Below are 20,184 nucleotides of genomic sequence, written 5' to 3' on the forward strand. Positions count from 1 at the left end.
TTGTGCGCTTATGCCTCGTTTTCTGCGACTTTTCGTCATCGGGCTCGAACGAGCTCAGGCTCTTGTCAGAGGAACAAAGTATATCTATCGGGTGTGAAATCCAACATGGAGGGGCTTGTGTCGACCGATCAGAATCCGCCATCCGGGACCGCGTCGGTCGTGCGCAGCCTGGGCATCGACGTGCGCGAGGCGCCGGCGATGCTGTGGCGGGTGATCCGGCTTGCGCTGGTCTATCGCCGGCGTTTTGCGCTCGCGACGGTGGCCAGTGTCGGCGCGACGGTCTTCAACCTGATGGTGCCGGGGCTGCTTGGCCGCGCGGTCGACCAGGTGCACGCGCTGTTGCAGCGAGGCGGCCCGGCCAGCGACCTTGGCAGCGGGCCCGCTCTGCGCGTGCTTGGCCTTACCGCGGCGCTGGTGCTGGGGGCGTCGATCCTGCGCGGCGGGCTGCAGATGGCGTCGGGCTATGCCAGCGAAGTCATCGGCCAGAACGTCGGCCGCGACCTGCGGCTCGCGTTTTTCGAGAAGCTGCAGCGGCTCGGCTTCGACTACCATGACCGGGTCCACTCGGGCGACCTGATCACGCGCGGCATGCTGGATCTGGAGGGGGTGCGCGGGTTCATCGAGAACGGCATGCAGCGCCTCATCAGCCTGGTGCTGCTGCTCGGCATCGGCAGCGCGTTGCTGGTGCGGCAAGATCCGGTGATGGCGGCGCTGACGCTCAGCTTCGTGCCGGTCGTCGCCTGGCGCGCGGCCAACATGGGCCTGCGCCTGCGGCTTGCCTGGACCCGGCTGCAGGAGAAGCTGTCGGTGCTCACCCGCGTCATGGAGGAGAACCTGCAAGGCGCGCGAGTGGTGCGCGCGTTCTCCTCGCAAGCGTTCGAAATGGGCAAGTTCGATGCCGCGGGCAACGCCGCACTGGCGCTGGCGAACGAGCGGATCGTGGTCCGCTCGCGCTCGATGGCGGTGATCAACTCGGCCTACTACCTGGCGATGGCGCTGGTGCTGTGGGTCGGCGGGCATCGCGTCGGCGCAGGGATCATCACCGTGGGGCAGCTGACGCAGTTCCTGGCGTTCATGACCATCCTGCAATTGCCGGTGCGCCAGATCGGCATGATCATGAACTCGTCGGCTCGCGCGATCTCGTCGGGGCGGCGGGTGTTCGAGGTGCTCGACCTCGAACCGACCATCCGCGACGCACCCGATGCCGCGCCGCTGGTGCCGGGAGCGGGCGTGCTGCGGTTCGAGGACGTGTCGTTCCGTTATGGCGAGGACGCGCCGCTGGCGCTGGACGGCGTCAGCTTTGCGGTGGGCCGCGGGCGGACGCTGGGCATCGTCGGGCCGTCGGGGTCGGGTAAGTCGACCATCGCCCAACTGATCCCGCGCTTCTACGACGTGACCGGCGGCCGGGTGACCATCGACGGCCAGGATGTTCGCGATGTCACGCTCGGCTCGCTGCGCAGCGCCGTGGGCCTGGTGCAGCAGGACGTGTTCCTGTTCGACGACAGCGTCTCGTGCAACATCGCCTATGCCGATCCCGAGGCGGAGGACCAGTCGGTCCACAATGCCGCGCTGCTGGCGCAGATGCACGAGCACGTGGTCGCGCTTCCCGCCGGCTATGGCACTCCGGTGGGTGAGCGGGGCTCGGCCCTGTCGGGCGGCCAGCGCCAGCGCGTCGCCATCGCACGCGGCATGGTACCCGACCCGGCGGTGATGGTGTTCGACGATGCGACCTCCGCGGTCGATGCCGCGACCGAGCATCGCTTGCGCGCGGCGCTGCGCGGGGCGACCGGGCACTGCGCGACGATCATCATCTCGCACCGGGTCGGCTCGCTGATGCATGCCGACGAGATCATCGTGCTCGACGCCGGGCGCGTGGTCGAGCGCGGCTCGCACCGGCAACTGCGCGCGGCGCGGGGCTACTATGCCACGCTCTACGACTTGCAGAGCCAGGCGGAAGAAGAACCCGCCAACGATTTCGCCGACGACCTGAGGGAGAGCGCCTGATGGCCACCACAGTCACCACACGCGCAGCCAACCTCGCAGCCAGCCACAGCGCGCGCGGCGAAGAAGTGTTCGCCTCGGTCGACACCCAGACCTTCCGCCGCCTTAACGGCTTCGTGCGTCCTTATCGCTGGACGCTGATCGCGGCGATCGCGGCGGTGCTGGCGTTCGTCGCCACGCAAGTCAGCATCCCGTACTTGATCAGCAAGGCGGTCGACAGCATCGTCGGCGCGCCGGGCAGCTGGTCGTTGAACGCGATCCTGCTGGTGTTCGTCGCGCTGATCGGCGCCAACGCCGCCAGCAGCTACCTCAACGAGATGACTGCGGCGCGGCTCGCCCAGCGCGTCATCTTCGACATGCGCCGCGCCATGTTCGAGCACCTGCAGCGCCTGCCGCTCTCGTTCATGGACCAGACCCACGTCGGCCGCATCATGTCGCGGCTGCAGGGCGACGTGAATGCGCTGCAGGACTTCTTCGAGACTTCGATCAGCGCGGTCGGCGACCTGGCGCTGCTGGTCGGCATCGTCGTGGTGCTGTTCGTGATGGAGTGGCGGCTGGGCCTGCTGACGCTGACGGTGCTGCCGGCGCTGCTGTTCGTGCGGGCGCGCTGGCTGCCCCGGGCGCGTGAGACCTTTTCGCGCGCGCGTGACACCTCGTCGATCGTCAACGGCGCGCTGGCCGAGAACATCGCCGGGGTGCGCGTGGTGCAGGGCGCCCGGCGTGAGGGCGAGAACCTGCGCGACTTCACCGCCAAGGTCGACGGCAACTTCGACGCGCAAGTCGCCGCGGCATGGTCGGGCCAGACGATGGTGCCGGTGGTCGACGTGCTCACCGGGCTGGCGATGGTGGTGGTCGTGCTGGGTGGCGGCATGCTGGCAATCAACGGCCGCATCGAAGTGGGCGTCATGGTGGCCTTCATCTTCTACGTGCAGCGCTTCTTCGATCCGATCCGCACCCTGTCGCAGCAGTACACTCTGCTCCAGCGCGCGACCGCGGCGGGCAAGCGCATCTTCGAGGTGCTCGATGTGCCGGTCACCTTGCAGGAAAAGGCGGACGCGATCGATCCGGGCCGGCTGGTGCCGTCGGTCGAGCTGCGCGGCGTCACCTTTGGCTATCACCCGGGCCAGGCGGTGATCCGCGACTTCGACTTGCAGATCGCACCGCAGCAGGTCATCGCGCTGGTCGGGCCGACTGGCTCGGGCAAGACCAGCGTCGCCTCGCTGGTGCGCCGCTTCTACGACGTGTGGGACGGGCAAGTGCTGATCGGCGGGCACGACGTGCGCGATCTCACGTTCGAAGCGCTGGGCCGCAACATCGCGATCGTGTTGCAGGAGCCGTTCCTGTTCACCGGCACTGTGCTGGACAACATCCGCTATTCCAGCGTGGACGCCAGCCGCGAGGCGGTGATCGAGGCTGCCAAGGCGGTGCGCGCGCACGACTTCATCGTGCGCCTGCCGCAAGGGTACGACACCGCACTCGACCAGCGCGGGCAGAACCTGTCGCTGGGCCAGCGCCAGCTGCTCAGCTTTGCGCGGGCGTTGGTCGCGGACCCGCAGATCCTGATCCTGGACGAGGCGACCGCCAGCATCGACAGCTTCGTCGAGGCGCAGATCCAGAATGCGCTGCGGGTGCTTCAGAAGGGCCGCACCAGCATCCTCATCGCCCACCGCCTGGCAACGGTGAAGGATGCCGATCGCATCGTCGTGCTGCGCGACGGCGCGATCCTGGAGCAGGGCTCGCCCGCCGAGCTGCTGGCGCATGACGGGCTTTATGCCGACCTGTATCGTCGCAACTTTTCGTCGTTCGACGAGGCGGCTTGAGCTCGCGTTGGGAGGGGGAGGGTTGGCCCACTCGCCACCCTCTTCCCTTCGTTACTCCCGCGAAGGCGGGAATGACGAAGTTCGTGGTCGGTAGGTCGTGCGGGCAAACTGACATGCTCTCCAGCGGACACAACTTTACCCCCGCCGGCGAACGCGGGATAACGCCTAAAGGAAGACACGGCAGGCGTTGCGGCCGGCGGACCTGGCACGACAGGGTTGGCTCGTATTCCATCTTGCGAACGGCTGGCGGGGGAACGCGAAAGTACGCCAACTCGGCCCCTAAAATGCGAAACGCCGGCGGTAGAGCTCGCAAGTCGCGCTGGCCCCGTTCCGAAGCCCGCGAGGGGGCAGCGGTGGGATGAAGCTTCTCATCGGTGTTGGCGCCCGTTTGAACGCCGACCGCATGGTGCGGGGTTGGTCGAACGGAGCGCCTCGTTCGCCCGCACCCGCCGTGTATCGGATCACTCCGACTGCTGCGACGTGTAACCTAAATGGTTCTATATGTCAAGCCAGTTCGCGTGCGGTCTCGACCTGCTCACCGCGCAGCAAGGGCAGCAACTGTTCGCCCTGGCGCTCGATCTCGGCAAGGTACGGCGTATCCGAAAGGATGAAGTGGGTGATCCCCAGCGCCTGGTACTTGCGCAACGATGTGGCGACATCCTGCGCCGAGCCGACCAGCCAGGTGGTGCCGGCGCCGCCGCCGCCGGCGCGGCCGGGCGCGGTGTAGAGGTTGTCGTCCAGCACCTCGCCGCGTACCTGCAAGTCGAGCAGGCGCTGCTGGCCCACGGCCGGGGTGCGGCGATGGTGGTCGCTCCCTTGGCGATGCTCCATCTCGGCCACCTTGGCTTCGGCCTCGGCCCACGCCTGCTCGGTGGTGTCGCACACCAACGTGGTGATGCGCAGGCCGAACTCGAGCGGCGGCAAGTTGCGGTCGTGCGCAGAACTCAGCGCCTTGAGCCGAGCGATCCGCTCGGCGACGTCGGCAAGCGGCTCACCCCAGAACAGCTGCACGTCGGCCTCCGCCGCGGCGGTCTGTTCGGCCGCGGCGGACGCGCCGCCGAAGTAGAGGCGCGGGTGCAAGCGGCTTCCGCGCGGTTCGATGCGCGGCACCACGGTCGAGCCGGCGACGCTATAGTGCTCGCCGCTGTAGGTGACGTTTTCCTCGGTCCACAGGCGGCGGACGAGGCGAATGAACTCGCGGGTGCGGCCATAGCGGTGCGCCTGGTCAGCCTCGCTGTCGCCATAAGCGGCCAGGTTGTCCTGCCCCGAAACGACGTTGATCCGCACCCGGCCCTCGCTCAGGTCATCGAGCGTGGCGGCGGCGGAGGCAAAGTGCGCCGGGCGCCAATAGCCAGGACGGATCGCAATCAGCGGTTCGAAGGTGGTGGTGCGTGCTGCCAGCGCGGTCGCCACGGTGAAGGTGTCCGGCCGCCCCCACCCGGTGCCCAGCAGCGCGCCCTTCCAGCCATGCCGTTCCAGCGCCAGCGCCTGCCGCGTCAGCGTATCCAGCGTGTTGTGCCCTGGAACCACCACGTCGCCGCGATGGCCCGCTTCGATCTGGTTGGGGATATACCAGAGGTACTCGGTGTCCTTGCTCATGGCTGGCTCGATCTGCTCACTTTGGAAAGTCAAAGCTACTCAGCCAATAGGGATTGTGCAAGGCCTTCGGAAACCTCTTGGCGTCGTGTCCGCCTTGATTCCTCGCCTGATCGCGGGTGACTAGAAAATCTAGCCAGGGCTAAATCAATTTAACCTATACCAAATTGGTATGGATGAATATGCCTCCACGCTCGCAACCCAGGGGGACCAACGATGACCAAGATTTCGCGACTTCGAGCCGAGCTGCGCTGCTCTGCTGCCTCCAGCCTGATCGGCGGAGCGGGGTTCGCCATGGCATTCGGTCTCGCGGTGCCATCGCAAGCCGCCGAGGCCGCGCTGGCCGTCGATCCGTCTGCCGAGACCGTCGCTGCCGAGGATGATGGTGGCGGCAACGCAATCGTCGTTACCGCGCGGCGCCGCGACGAGCGGCTGCAGGACGTGCCGCTGTCGATCAGCGCGATCTCGGGCGATGTGGTGAAGACCGAGCGGCTCGACCGCCTGCAGGACTTCGCGCAGAAGATCCCGAATTTCAATCCATACACCTCGAACCCGCGCACTTCGGCGCTGTCGATCCGCGGCGTCGGTGGCATCAACGGGGGCAGCGACGGCGCGGAGTCGGGCGTCGGCCTGATCGTCGACAACGTGTTCTACACTTAGGTCGGCTTCGCCTGGGGGCCGCTCTACGATGTTGCGGGGCTTGAAGTCGCGCGCGGGCCGCAAGGCACGTTGCTGGGCAAGAACACCACCGTGGGCGCAGTGATCGTGCGCAACAATGCGCCCAGCTTCACGCCCGAGACCGCGCTGGATGTCAGCGCCGGCAACTACGACAGCCTGTCACTGCGCGGGTACACCACCGGCACCCTGGTCGAGGACAAGCTGGCCTTTCGCGTCAGCTTCCTGCGCGACAAGCAGGACGGGTTCTTCAAGAACAATTCGCCGCAGATCGACGACAGCCGGCGCAGCACGGTCAACTTCACCGACGTCAATCGCTGGGGCATCCGCGGGCAACTGCTATGGACGCCAACGTCGAACATCACCAACCGGCTGATCGTGGACCACAACGAGACGGCGGAGTTCAACAACTACAACGGCATCGTCGCCTCGCCGATCACGCAATACAACAACGGCGCGCCCTATCGCACTTATGCCACCAAGCTGGCGCAGCTCTACGGGTTGACCAACCTGGATACCGATCCTTCCACCGGGGATTCGACCAACCCGTCGCGCCTCTATTCGTACACCACCGGGGTCTCGAACGAGCTGAACGTCGACTTCGGCGGGGTCAGCTTGACCTCGGTCACCGCGTACCGCAGCTTCCGGCTCTACCCACGCAACAGCCAAGGCAGCTACGGCCTGTATCTCTACAGCTTGGGTTACGACAACGACAACAAGTTCTGGTCGCAGGAATTCCGCCTGGCGTCCGAGCCGGGCAAGGTGTTCGACTGGCAGATCGGTGCCTATGCCCTGAAGGACGATCGGGAATCCAACGACCGGATCATCTTCGGCAGGGACGCGGCGGGCTTCTATGGCACGACGCTGCCCGCTTCGTTTACGGCTCGGGTGCCGATCACGATCAATCCCAACGTGCTCGACGGGCTGGAGTACAACCAGCTCGGCATTGCCAAGACCCGCACGATCGCCGCCTTCGGACAGGTGACGCTGCATCTGACCGACTGGTTCGACCTGACCGGCGGCGTACGCTTCACGCATGAGAAGCGCGAGGGGTCCGACACCGGCTCGTCGTTCAACGGCGCCGCCGGGCTCACTGCGGCGGAACAGGCGCAGCAGGCCAACTTGCTGCGCACGCTGTTCGGCGGGTATTTCTCGCTCAAGGACAAGCAGACCGACAACTCGGTGTCGTGGCTGGTCAATCCCAGCATCAAGGTGACGCCCGACTTGCTGCTGTATGCCTCGGTCGCGCGCGGGGTGAAGTCGGGCGCGGTGAACACGGTCGCGGTGCCGGTCTATTCGGGCACGACCATCGTCGGCGCGACGCCGGTCATCACCGAGCCCGAGACCTCGCTCGATTTCGAAGCCGGGTTCAAGTCCAGCTGGGCCAACGGGCGCTTCACCCTGAACGTCAACGCATACCAGAACACCATCAAGAACTATCAGGGCAACATCACCGACACGTCCTCGTTCTTCGACGCCAGCGGCACCAACATCCCCAAGGCGTACCTGGGCAACATCGCCAAGGTGCGGCTGCGAGGCGTCGAGATCGAGAGCAACTGGCAGATCACCCAAGGCGTGCAGTTCCACGCCGCCGGCGCGATCGTGGGTGCGAAGTACCTCGATTACACCAACTCGGGCGCGACGGTGGACTGGCAGTACCCGGGCGGCCCCAAGACGCTCGACCTGTCGGGCCGCAAGATCCCCAACGTCGCGCCGTGGACCGCCAATGTCGGCGTCAACTTCGACATTCCGGCGGGCACCGTTGCCGGGCAGGACGTGGCGCTGTTCGGCTTCGTCAACGAGGCGCTGACCGGCAAGACGCGGTTTTCGGACGCAGGCTCGACGATCTACCTGGGGCAGGGCACTTATGGCCTGACCAACGCCAGCATCGGCCTGCGCCGCGTCGATGACCGGGTCACGCTCTCGGTGTGGGTCAAGAACCTGTTCGACGAGAAGTACACGTACAACAAGACCATCGGCACCACCAACGCCGTGCCGACCTGGGCGTTGGGCGACCGTCGCACCTTCGGCCTGCGCATGACCGCCAAGCTGGACTAAGGGAAGGGAGTTAGCCGCTGCATGGCAAGATAGCGGTCAGATTTGAGCCTGCTGAGAGCTGGTGGGGCAAAACGCGTGCCAGATCAACAAGTCTAGGCGCACTCGCCGGGTTAATCGGTGCGAGCGCTACTTCGCCAAGTTCCGCCATTCGTTTACGGAAGATAGTGAGCGCTTGGCGCTTGCTTGGATGTTGGGCCAATGTGTGGAACCGCCCTCATTTCCGACACTCAGGCGAAAAGACGGCGCGCCCGAAAGCCGACGTTCGTTCAAAATCATGCGGGCGCCTCGGGGAAGGGGGGCAAGTGGGACGAAGCTGCCGTTCTTGTCCACATCGCCGAAGGTCGGCTTCTCGCCAGAGCTGACATTCACAAGTGGGGCTATCCTGCTTTTGGGGGGTAAGCGCAGCTTCGGCCCCACCTTGCCGGCGTGATCTGTAGGGGTGGCTATCAGCTCATCGATCTTGCGCCGTATCGCGGCGGGATTGAGCCTCGCGTGGTAGAAGCTGGCTCACACGCCGCCGGCAACCTTGTCGTATTCAGCCGCGCTCGTGACAAGGCTTCAATCGGCTGGCGATCTTTCAGATGTTGAGTAGAAGGATCTTGTCAGCGACCGGCCTTCGCTTCGTTCACGCGGCGGTGACACAGGCTGGATCAGGCTCTTCGACAATCATCACGGCCGTCAATGCATCGTGATGGCCTGATCAACTCAAAGATGGTTCTAGAACTCGTCAAGGAGCGTAAGGTTGTGCAAGACTGACGAGACGTCCGCCGCCCTTCGAAATTTCTCTCCATCATTGAACGACCAAAAATCGGCGGGACTTACAAAGTAGGGTCCGAATGCAAGAGTGGCTGAGGTAAATCAGCGATCGCCTGCGATTTCCTCAACGATTTCGGCCCTCCTCGTCATTCCTTAAAAGTACGGAAGCTTCCATCACCGCTTTTGGCTTGCACGAGACCGTTCCATGCACGCCACGAGCTTGCGCGGGATGTCATAGCTTCCACTCCAAGTAGCCTGCATCTATGTTCTTGCCCAGCCGCTGTAAGTGCCGGCTCCGGTTTCCATGTCGATGCGGAAGGTGTCACCATTCATCCTGCTCGCATAGACCGATCCGTTGGCCTGCCATACGTTCACGAACGGCTCGGTCGTTGGTATTGTCGGATCGAAGTCGTGCGTCCTGCCTTTGGTCGTGCCCCGCTCCGGATCGATCTGCCACGCAGCGATGCCGGCTTGATCGAACAAGAACACCTCACGCCCGAGGATTTCGTCGTAGGTCACACCTGCGCTTGGGACCGAGACAAAGACCACCAGTTGACGGCCGTCTTCCAGGGCCATCCGGGCAGCAATCTCGTATGCGTTAAAGGAGGGGTGCAAAGACACGACTGTCATTCTCCTCCTACACGCGGCAGGGCTTTGCTGGGATCCAGGAGGAATGGTGTTCCGAAGCTATCTCGGGTGAGATACTTGCCGCCATTCACCTAGAACTGCGATAGCGGCGTGAGCGAGCCTTTAGGAATTCACGAGCTTCTCCTCGGCTCGCTCCAACCAGCGACGCGTAAAATATTCGGGATCTAAATATCGATCTGACGGTATCACTGCCCGGTCTCAAAATTACGGGGCAAGCGCGATATCGATTTGTTTAATCAAATTTTTGATACGCTTCCTCGTCGGAAGCGCGACACTTGCATCAGTAACTGCGGGCGCAATGTCGTGCCGCAACGACATTAGTATTTCAGTGGACGTAAACCCTTGACCTATATCTTTCCTAAGTAGCGAGGCTAATAGTCCGTGTGAATGACTAGCAAGTTCGCGCGCAATATTCTCTACCTCATCGTAGAATTCATAGCTCATAATTCACCTATTTTACAGCCAATATACTCCGGCCTTTATACTCACTTCTATCTCACATTTTTACCACACGTCTTACCAAACGACGGATATCATTGAGAATCCCCGCTCCAGTATTCATCCAAAATTGCTAAATTGTGAATTATAGATGCTGTCTCCGCAGCTCGAGAAAGGCGCATTGCATTGTCAAACGACCAGAAGTCGGAAGGTCCGATGAAATAGGGGCCAAATGCCAACGATATGGAAGAGAGCCAACGGTCGCCTTGCGGATTGGGATCGTTACCTACTGCCACGCGGATGACATGCCGACGATCCACAAGGAAATCCATCTGGAGCCAACCATCGCTCGCGATCTCCTCGCCGAGGCGGGTAATTGCTCGACCGGCATTCTCGTAATAGCCAATCACTGTGTCCTGCAAAAGGTTACGGCTATCGAGATCATTTCTTAGTGGCACGGAAGGTCCCATCGCTGTCCCTGATCACCTTAAAGCCATTGGCCTGGAGGTATTTGTACTCGAGTTCCGTGTACGTGCCCACCCGCGCGGTGGCAGGATCGGCGGTGAAGATGAATTCCTTGCCTTTCGCGATCTGCTGATCGAGGAAAGAACGGTTGATATTCCACATCCGGTCTTCGCCGATTTCCGAAACGACCGCGTTCCAATCGCCCATCGAGAAGTAGGTCGAGCCTGTCCTTTGCGCCACGGCCTCATAAGAGGCAGGATCGTTGGGAATATACTTGCCCAGCACGACCGTCCCGCCATCAGGATTGTTGGTCGCAGTCTGCGCCGCACGTTCGTAGAACATGGTCGGCTCGGCCATACCTGCTTCTGCGTCGACGCGCCCTGCGAACGCAGGTGCGCGTCCAGAGAGGCTGCCGCTGGCTGCGCCGGCTTCTGCCGTACCTGTGCCCGCTGCCCCCGTCTCGCGTACGATAGAACCGGCTCGGCCAATTGCCGCGCTGGCCCCGTGGGATATCGCCGCATCGATAGCGATGGCCGTGATGCTTCCTTGCGCGCTGCCTAGCGCCGTGGCCTTGTCCGTCAGGCTAGACTGCGCGAAGCCATCAGCTGCAGCGCCGGCGCGGCGCACATATTCCAACGCGCTGGTATCATCCAGCAGGGCTGCATCGAGCCCACCCACCGCGCCCCGTGCGGTCGTCTGCGTAACTCGCAAAGGATCGGTGAGGTAGTCGCCTAGGAATTGCACCTGATCGAGCAGTGCTGTCGTCGTGCGCTCCTGCGCTGCCGCATTGTAGTATTCCTTGAATAGAAACGCCTGCACCAGCAATTCGGAGGTGCCGTTCGCACGCATCGTGGCCGCTTGCGAGTCTGCGTTCTGGCGTGTCGTGATCGCTTGCGCCCGTACGTCTTGTGCTCCCCGCGCAATTGCCTCATCGAAGCTGCCCTTGCGTTCCCCCACGCGGTCGGAGACGTTGGCGAGGTAGAGATCTGCGATCTGATCGTCGCTGAGGAAGGTCGACAGGATGCCGCCGGAGATGCGGCCGACCACATTGTCGCCGCGACCGGAGGCGAGGTCGGCGCGCACTTGCGTCAGCACTGCCTGCGACTGGCTGGCCAGCTTTTCCGCCATGACCGGATCGTTCTGGCTCAGCACGTCAACCAGGCGATCGTTCAATGCGCGGTTGTTAGACGCTGTGCGCACCTTGTCATTGGCGACATCGACCCAGGCATTGAAGGCGGCGAGTTCGACCGGATCGGAGACCTTGCAGCTGGAACTGGCCGCGCAATCGATGATCTTTTGGAGTCGCTCGGCACGGGCCTGGTCGGTGCTTCCGAGCGCTTCGTACTTGCCGCGGAAGAAGCCGTTGACGCTCGCCAGCTGGGCGGGCGTGAACGGCGTCACGCCGCCTTTCACATAATTGCGCCCGTTCGCCGAGTTGTTCTCGGTCTCAATCTGCGCTGCCAACGTCGCAGCGGAAGAGGCAGTGCCCAAGGCCTCGCCAAGCCCGGTGACGATGGTCGCCACGAGCGCGCTGCGGGCCTCCTGCTGATCGATCGTGAGCGGCTTGCCATCGGGCCCGACCGTGGCGTTGGTCCCGCTCTTCAGCAGGTTGTTGAGCACGACGCTGGCTGCCGCGCCAGTCGCGGCGCTGCCGCATCCGCCAGAGCCCCCAGCGACGCTACCCGCGCACCCAACCACCGCCTGCAACGCAGCGCGCGTCACTTCACGGTCGCGCGGATTGGCGATGAGGTCGACCTGATCCTTCACAGCCGAGGCCGCCAGCCCCTGCAGCACGTTGACCGCACTGGCCTGCACCAGTCCGCCAAGCGAGCCGGTGACCCCGCTGCCCGCCGCGCCATTGAGCGCGGTGGCGATCAGTCGTGCGGAGCTGCCAGCGCCATAGGTATCGCGCAAGGCATCGGCACGCTCGGTCAAGCGCGCCGCTTCGGCAGGATCGTTGGTCCGCCGCGCCTGGTCGCGCAGGATCTGCTCCTCGTTCGCGCGGTTGGCGAAGAAGGTTCCGGTCTGGTTGGCAAGCTGCGTCGCGGCGGCGAAGCCCAGCGCGATCTCCTCGCGCTTGTCGGCGTCGTACTGCTGGGTGAGCGCGCCGGCATTGGCGCCGGCGGTGTCGCGGCTGATCGTGGCGGCGAGATCGCGACTGGCCGCATCGCCCGAGGTGATGGCGATCGTGCCGGGCGCGATCGCCGAGGACGTCGTGCCAGACTGGCTACCCTTGGCATTGAGCACCAGAGGTGGCGTCGCACTGATTGTGCCGATGCCTGTGCGCAGCCCCGGCAACTGGCTGCCCGGCGTGCGATCGGTGCCGGCGGTGGCGAGGCCGTCCTTGTTCTTGCCGATGCCGCCGATACCACCGCCCAGAGTGGTGCTGTTGGCGCGATAGCGTTCGGTGTTGGCGATGTCCGATGCGGTGAGGGTGCCGGTGCTCAGGCGATCGCGTTCGGCCCCCGCTTCACTGGCGATCACGCCGCCGACGAGATTCGTGTTGCCCGCGACATTGACGTCGTAGCCGCCCGATCCGGCGAAGATGCCCGACTGCTCGCGCACGCTGGCATATTCGCCATTCTGGCGGCTGTTGTTGAGGTTGCCGCCGATCGAGCCGCCGCCCGCGGCACTTACCGACAGGCCAAGATTGCGCTGGCGCTCGGCATAGCTGGCGCGATCCTGTTCGCTGACGATCGCAAGGCTGCCGGCATCGACCGAAACGCGGTTGCCGCTGACTTGCGCGCCTTGCAGCGTCAGCGCGTCAGGCGTCGCGATCCGCACCTGGCTGCCGGCACTGAGCAGGCTCTCGGTCTGGCGCACGTCGGTGCCGCTGGCGCTGCCCTTGCCCAGGTTGAGCGAGGCCGAAGGCGTAATACCGCCGTTCAGCCCCAACTGCACGCCGACCGAGAAGCCGGAAGACTTGTTCGCTTGCGTCAGCGTGTCGGTTTCGCTGCCCGATCGCAGCGTGATCGCGCCCGGAGCGACCAGTGTCAGGTCACGCTGCGCGACCACTTCGCTGCCTTGCACGGTGATGGTCGAGGTAGGACCTGCGCCCCGCGCAGCGATCACCACATCCTGGCCGGCGATGCGGCTAGCCAGGTTGGTCTGGTCGGTGGTGCTGGAAGTGGATTTGCTATTCGATACGCCGAAACTCACCCCGACCGAAGTCAGATTGCGTGCGGTGTCGGCGACATTGGCCCCGCCCACGCTCAGCGCATCGACGGCGTTGTAAGCGGCAAGACCGCCGGCCACGCCGGCCACCGCGATGGTGCGGGCGTTGGTGTTGCCGTTGCCCAGCACGCGGGCGCCGTCGCGCACGCCGGCAAGTCCGCTCAGCACCGGGTTCTGGACGCCGACGGAGAGCCCGATGCTGGACGACTTGCTGAGCGTATCGGTCTGCGTCGTGTCGGTCGCGTTCTGCACGGTCACGCGCTCGCCGGTGAGGCGGGTGGTGCCATTGCCGACCACCTGGCTGCCGGTCACGGTCAGGTCGCGCCCGGCATCGAGTGTCACGTCGCCCGCGGTCGATCCGATCAGGGATCCGATGTTGGTAGTGCTGGTGGTGTTCACGTCGTTGCGGTTATTGGCGACGCCCAGGAACAGGCCGCCACCGCCGATCGACAGGCCGCTTTTCTTGACGCGGGTGGACTGCGCCTCGGTGTCGGTGGCGGTCAGCGTGCCAATGTCGATCGCCCCGCCCGCTTGGATGCCGACGCCGCTGCTCGCCGCCACGTTCGAACCGGCGATGCGGCTGTCGCCCTGGCTGCGCAATGCCACGGTGTCGCCCGCCAGCGTCGAGGCGACCACGGTCTGGTCGGTGCCGTCGTAGGTGGTGGTGGTCTTGGTCGAGGAGAGCAGCCCGCCCGATTTCTTGAGCGTGTCGCGTTGCAGACGGGTACTGTCGACCACGCCGGTAACAGCGATGCTGCCGGCGTCGGCAGTGAGCGCCTTGCCGGCCGTCACTTCCGCCCCCGAGACCGCAAGCGCCCCCGGTGTGGCGATGCTGACGTTGCCGCCCGCGTTCAGCGTGCTGAGTACGTTGGCCTGTTCGGTCTGGGTCTGCTTGAACTGCGTCTTGCCCTGCCGGCCGATGGCGAAAGACGAGCCGGTGTCGGTGGCCGAGCGGATCGCCACGTCCTGCCCGCCCTGGATCGCGAGATCGCCGCCCGCCGCCACGGTCGCGCCGGCCACGGACACGCTGCGCCCGGCGAGCAAGTTGACGTTGCCGCTCGCCGACAAGTCGGTGCCGCGATTGGTGGTCGTCGTCGCCAGCGAGACTTGCTGGTCCGAGCGCCCGGCGTAGTAGCGGGTCGCAACGGTGCGAGTGGTCGCAACCGGTGCCAGCGCCAGGTCGCGACCGGCCGAGAGCGTGAGGTCGCCGGCGGTGATCGCGCCGCCCCGGTCGGTCAGGTCGCCTGAAGCGGCCACTACCGCGCGGCTGCCGAGGTCGAGCCGGCCGCTGTTGGTAACCGTGCCGCCGACGATGGTGCTGCTTGCGGTGGCGCGCACGACGCCGGCGTTGGCGAACGAATCCGACGCGCGCAGTTGCAGGTCACGACCCGCGATGATCGCGCCGCCACTGGTAAGATCGCCGGTTGCGGCCTTGGTCAGGTAGACGCGGGGGGCGAGCACCGTCTGCGATCCGGACGGCGTCTGCACCGTGGTTTCCACCAGCAGCACGATGTCGCTGGTCAGCGTCGCCATCTGCTCGGGCGAGAGGCCGACGCCCAGCGCCAGCTGGTACTGCTGGGCATAAGTCGCCCCGGCATCGAGCAGCGCCCGGTACTGGGCCTGATTGTCGCTGTAGCCGGTCAGCCGCTGCGCCCCCAACAGCGCGACGAGCTGGTTGGAGATCAACTGCTGCTCGTAAAGGCCATCGCCCAGGCGCCGCTGGACGCGAGCGGGGTCGTAGCCGAGCCGATCGAGGAAGTAGTCGCTCGAGACGAAGTTCTGGTAATTGGAGAAGCGCGGATCGGCCTCGACCAGGAACTGCGAGGTGCTGTCGGCGTACTTGAACAGGCCACCGAGATCGAGCGTAGCCGCGACCGCGCCGCCGCCCGCGCGGTCGCTCAGCGGGAGCACCGCGAAGCCGAACGACGGGTCGATCGTGGTGCCGGTGATCGCGCCGGGCGCGGTGCCGGGGGCAGTCACCGCCGCCAGGCCGCCCGCCGCCAGCGCCGCACCGGCGTTGACCGTGCCCGGCGTCGCGGTCGCCGCGAAGATGTCCGCCGAGCCGCCGCCGGGCGTCAGCGTCACATTGTCGATCGTGCGCGCATCGATTGCCAGCGTCCCGCCCGCGGTGAGCGTGGAGGCGATGGTGAAGGTCGCCACCGGGTTCACGGTGTTGAGCGGCGTGGTCGAACGCGTGTCCCAGTCGCCGCAGAAGAACAGGAAGCAGTTGCGCTTCTGATCCTCGATCGTGCCGGTCTGCGTGGTCGTGTTGTAGCCGGTGAACGCGGCGTTGCTGACCGCCGCGGCGCCGACGCCTAGGTTGCCGCTTGCGCTGATAGTCGAGATGTTGTTGGTCAGGCTGTCGGCATCGATCGTGATGTTGCCGCCGATGATCCGGGCCTCGCCGCTGTCGGCAGTGATCCGGGTGTCGGTGACGGTCTCGGTGTACCTGGTGAGCGTGCGATGCTCGCGGTCACGACGGTCGGCGTTCTCGACGTACTGGCTGGAGAGCAGCGCTTCTTCGGTTGCGAAACTCGCACGGTCGTTGACTACGCGTGTCGCGGCGATGGCGATATCGCCCTGCGCCTGGATGTCGGCGGACAAGTTGGTGAGCGAGCCCGCGCGGCCGGTCCCGTCGGCCCCGGTGGCGGCGATGTTGCCCAGGCTGTAGAGCAGCGCGCCGTCGCGGTTGACGATGTCACCGCCGCTCGAAAGCTGGAGCAGACCGCTGCGCGTCGCGATCACCGCGTCGCTGCCGGCATTGGTGATGCCGCCCGTGCCGAACAGCGCCACCTGGTCGCCGAACACCGCGCTGACGTTGGCGATGCTCGATCCGCGCAGCGTCGCCGCGCCGCCATTGATGAGGCCTGCGTTCTCCAGCGTCGTCGCAGCGGCAAGGCTGATGGTGCCGGCCTTGATGCTACCGCTCGCCTGGTTGGCGATCGCGCCGCCGGTGGTGATGCCCACCGCGCCGCCCTCGATGCGGCCCGCATTGGTGAAGCTGCCGCCGATGTTCAGCGTCAGCGCACCCGGGGTCGAGATCGTGTCTCCCGCCGCGTTGGTGAGGTCGCCGGTGATGCCGAGCGTCAGCGCGTTGGGGGCGACCAGCTTGCCGGTGGTGCCGCCGCCCGAGTTGACTTCGAGCAGGCGCCCGCCCGCCAGCGTGCCCGCGCTTGCGCCGGTGCCGCCGTCGAGCGAACCGGTGTTCAGCACAAGATCGCGGTTGGCGGCGATGCTGCCGCGATTGGTCAGCGCGCCCGATATCGAGACGCGGGCATCCTGGTCGGCCCACAGCTGCCCGCCGGTGGCGTTGGTCAGGGTGGTGGCGGTCAGCGTCAGGTCGGTGCCGGCGGCGAGCACGCCGGTGCCGTTGTCGATCGTGGCGGCGGTCAGCGCGACCGCGCCGTCTCCGCCCAGCGTGCCGCCCGCGTTCTGCACCGTGGTCGCGGTGAAGGTCGCGCCGCCCGGGCCCGAGACCAGCAGGCCCGAGCGGTTGTCGATGGTAGCGGCCTTTGCGGCCAGCGCGCCGCCCGCGACCATCCGGCCACCGGTGGTGACGATGCCTTGCCCCGCGGACAGCGTCAGCGCGGCGGTGGACTGCACCACGCCGCCGCTACCCGTGGCGATGGATCCCGCCGATGTCAGCGACACGTTCGCCGCTTCGACGGTGCCGCCATTCAATGCGAGATCGCCGCTGCGCGTGGTCGCAGTCAGGCCGCCGCCCGCGGTCAGCCGCGCGCCGCTCGCCAGGGTGACCGATCCGGCGGCGATCGTCGCATCGGTGGCCGCGCCGATCAGCACGCCGCCGTTGATCGCGCCAGTAGCGTCCAGCGTCAGCTTCCCGGCCGGGCCTGCCGCGACCAGCGTGCCGCCATCGAGCGACGCGACGCGCGCATCCAGCACGCCGCTGGTCTCGATCGATCCGCCGGTGTTGGTCACCGCGCCGGCACGCACGGTGAGGCCGGCTCCCGAAGAGACCAGGCCGCTGCCGTTCGTGACCGCGCCGGTCAGGTTGAGCGCAGCTGAGCCCGCCGCGGTGATCCGCCCGCCAGCGTTGGCCAGCGTGCCGCCGCTCAGGGCCAGCGCGCCGTTGGTGCCGATCGTGCCCGAGGTGTTGTCAACTGCGCTGGTGCCGGTCACCGTCAGCGTGCCGGTGCCGAGATGCAGGATAGAGCCCGCGCGATTGCCGATCCGAGCGGCGGAAAGGGTCAGGTTCGCGCCTCGGCCGACGATGTCGCTGGTGTGGCTGAGCGTGCCGGCGGTGCGCAGCGTCAGGTCGCCGGCATTCTCCAGCGTCGCTGCGTCGGTCAGCGCGAGGTCACCGGCGGTGGCGTCGAGCGTCAGACCGCCCAGCGCGGTGACGCGGGTTCCGTTGAGCCCGATGGTGGTGCCGGAAAACGCCACGTCGCCATTGCCGCCCAGGCGGCTGCCGGTCGCGCTGAACGCGCCGGTGCTGGCGAGCGAGAGCCCGCCGGTGCCCAGCGCCAGCACGGTGGCCTTGTCGAGCGTGGCGAGGCCGGTCGTGATCGTCAGCGGTCCGCCCGCTTGGATCGTGCCACCCGAAGCGGTGAGAGAGCCGGCCCGGATAGCGATGCCTGCATCTGACGCGGTGAGGCCGCTTGTAGAGAGATCGCCCGAGACGGTGAGGCCCAGTCCCGCATCGGCGGCGATGGTGCCGGTGTTGCTCAAGTTCCCTGCGTTTACATCAATGCGTCCGGTGCTGGCGATCAGGCCGGCGTTGGTGAGGCCGCCACGGGTGACGATGGAGCCGGCGCCGCCGCTGACCTGCCCGGCGCTGCCAACCGTCAACGCATTGCTGCGCAGCGCCAGCGCCCCGCCGCTCTGGATCGCGCCCGCTGTGATGTTGGTGGTGGTACCCGCCGAAATATCGGCCGCCCCGCCGCTGGCGATCAGCGCATTGCCGCTGACGTCGATGCCGCCGCCGCTGGAGACGGTAAGCGCCTTGCCTACCGTGACGCTGCCCTTCGCGCCCGCGACCGACAGGCTCGCGGCAGTCAGCGACACGTCGCCGTTGCCACCGATCTGCCCGTCGACGCCCGCGACAGCGCCCCGCACGTCCACGGTGACCTTGCCGTCGCCAAGACCCAGCACCGCGCCGCGCTCGTTCGCGAGGGCAGAGCCGGTGAGCGTCAGCGCGCCGCCGGACTGGATCGCGCCGCCCACGTTAGTGATTGCTCCGGTCCGAACATCAAGGGCGGTCTTTCCGTCGATCACGCCGCCGCTGTTGTCGAGCGCGTCCGAACGCGACGTCACGCTGCCGCCGCTCACCAGTCCGGCGTTGCGGATGCTTGCCGCGTCCATCGCCAGACCATCGCGTGCGAGCACGCGGCCGGACAGGTTGGCGGTGCCGCCGGTGGTCAGCGCCACGCTGCCGGCCTGCGCGATGCCGCCCGCGCGGTTGAGACCGGCGGCGAGGGTGCCGCTGCTGTTGATCGCGCCCGCAGACACCGTAAGATCGCCGCCGCTGCCGATCAATCCGCCGCTGGTGAGAGCGCCCGCCTTGAGCGTCGTCTTGCCCTCGGCATAGAGCTGACCGGCCACGTCGAGCGGACCGGTGGTCTCGATCGCTGCGTCGGTCTTGGCGGTGACGATGCCGCCGATCGAAACCCGCCCGTCGGACGACAGGCTGATACCCTGCTCCAGCCCTGCAAGCTCGCCCGAGACGTTGACGCCAAGGCCAGCCTCGGTGCCGATCAGGCGGATGGACTTGGCGTACATCCCGCCCAGCGCCGCAACGTCGAGACCGAACACTGGCTGATCCGCCGCCGCTGAATTGCGCTTGCCAGTCACCACCAGCTCGCCGTCGCGGGTGACATCGCCGGTGCCGAAGCTGGCGGTCACGCTATCGGCATAGATGCCCGCGTTGATCGTCACCGCACGCGCGAACAGCTCCAGCCGCGCGTTGGTGGCGTCCAGCCCGCGTCCGATGACGTTGAGCGCGTCGGTCGAAGTGCGAAATCCGCTGACCGCGCCATCCTTCAGCTGCGGCGCGCCCACTGCCAGCGTGATCCGCGGTGCGTTGACGAAGCCGCACCCATCGCAGGTGATGCCGTAGGGATTGGCGAGGATCAGGTCGGCCGGCCGCCCGGCCACTTCGAGATAGCCCGCCATGCGCGACGGATTGGCGGACACCACCTCGTTGATGATGAGGTTCGCCCCGCCGCTGGCCTTTAGCGCGGAGTTGCCGTCGATGAAACCGGCAAGGCGGCTCTGCACGATCTTGTCGCTGTTGTTGAGCACCACGCCGCGCCCGTCGACGTTGAAGGCGTCGTAGCGATTGTAGCTGGTGCCACGAGCGTCGGGCGCGGCGATCTTGACCACCGGCACGCCGTTCGCGCCGTAGTCCAGCCGGGTGCCGCCGCCTTGCACCGGTACCACCGGGTTGGGAGCGGGGGCTGGCGCTTCCTGCGCCCATACCGTCAGCGGCGCGATCAAGAGCAGCGCGGCGAGCCCCACCCCCTTGCTGACCGGCGAGAGCGCGGTCGCAGCGCGGATGCGGCGGCACGTGGCGATGAAGGACAGCTGGGTCATG

At 66.2% G+C, this 20,184-nt stretch carries 8 protein-coding genes; 4 read left to right on the forward strand and 4 right to left on the reverse strand.

All coding sequences use genetic code 11. The annotated features are described in order from the left end of the window. The first annotated feature begins 117 nt into the window (after positions 1-117). Both ACXJ1Z_RS15170 and ACXJ1Z_RS15175 read left to right on the forward strand, forming a co-directional pair. On the forward strand, positions 118-2,004 hold the full coding sequence (locus tag ACXJ1Z_RS15170; RefSeq protein WP_463777753.1) for an ABC transporter ATP-binding protein: 1,887 nt from the start codon (positions 118-120) through the stop codon (positions 2,002-2,004). Beyond that, positions 2,004-3,821 (forward strand): ABC transporter ATP-binding protein, encoded by a 1,818-nt coding sequence (locus ACXJ1Z_RS15175; RefSeq protein WP_463777754.1) that lies wholly within the window; start codon positions 2,004-2,006, stop codon positions 3,819-3,821. Before ACXJ1Z_RS15170 ends, ACXJ1Z_RS15175 begins: the two co-directional genes overlap by 1 nt. A 504-nt stretch (positions 3,822-4,325) precedes the next feature. On the opposite strand, the gene ACXJ1Z_RS15180 is transcribed toward ACXJ1Z_RS15175, so the two are convergent. Further along, entirely contained in the window at positions 4,326-5,420 is a 1,095-nt protein-coding gene (locus ACXJ1Z_RS15180) for an LLM class flavin-dependent oxidoreductase (protein ID WP_463777756.1), read from the reverse strand. Between the two features lie 213 nt (positions 5,421-5,633). On the opposite strand from ACXJ1Z_RS15180, the gene ACXJ1Z_RS15185 reads away from it, so the two are divergent. Further along, positions 5,634-6,077 (forward strand): TonB-dependent receptor plug domain-containing protein, encoded by a 444-nt coding sequence (locus tag ACXJ1Z_RS15185; protein ID WP_463777757.1) that lies wholly within the window; start codon positions 5,634-5,636, stop codon positions 6,075-6,077. 69 nt (positions 6,078-6,146) lie between these two features. Then, on the forward strand, positions 6,147-8,150 hold the full coding sequence (locus tag ACXJ1Z_RS15190) for a TonB-dependent receptor (protein ID WP_463777759.1): 2,004 nt from the start codon (positions 6,147-6,149) through the stop codon (positions 8,148-8,150). Positions 8,151-9,167: 1,017 nt separating this feature from the next. Here the strand turns inward: ACXJ1Z_RS15190 and ACXJ1Z_RS15195 are convergent. From ACXJ1Z_RS15195 to ACXJ1Z_RS15205, 3 genes are all read right to left on the reverse strand, one after another. After that, positions 9,168-9,536: a hypothetical protein gene (locus tag ACXJ1Z_RS15195; protein WP_463777760.1), complete on the reverse strand. Its 369-nt coding sequence runs from the start codon at positions 9,534-9,536 to the stop codon at positions 9,168-9,170. Between the two features lie 551 nt (positions 9,537-10,087). Then, a complete protein-coding gene (locus ACXJ1Z_RS15200) occupies positions 10,088-10,402 on the reverse strand; it encodes a hypothetical protein (RefSeq protein ID WP_463777761.1) in 315 nt (104 codons plus the stop codon). A 31-nt stretch (positions 10,403-10,433) separates the two neighbouring features. Next, entirely contained in the window at positions 10,434-20,183 is a 9,750-nt protein-coding gene (locus ACXJ1Z_RS15205; protein WP_463777762.1) for a two-partner secretion domain-containing protein, read from the reverse strand. Position 20,184 lies beyond the last annotated feature (1 nt).

The sequence above is a fragment of the Novosphingobium sp. TK46 genome, assembly GCF_055361525.1.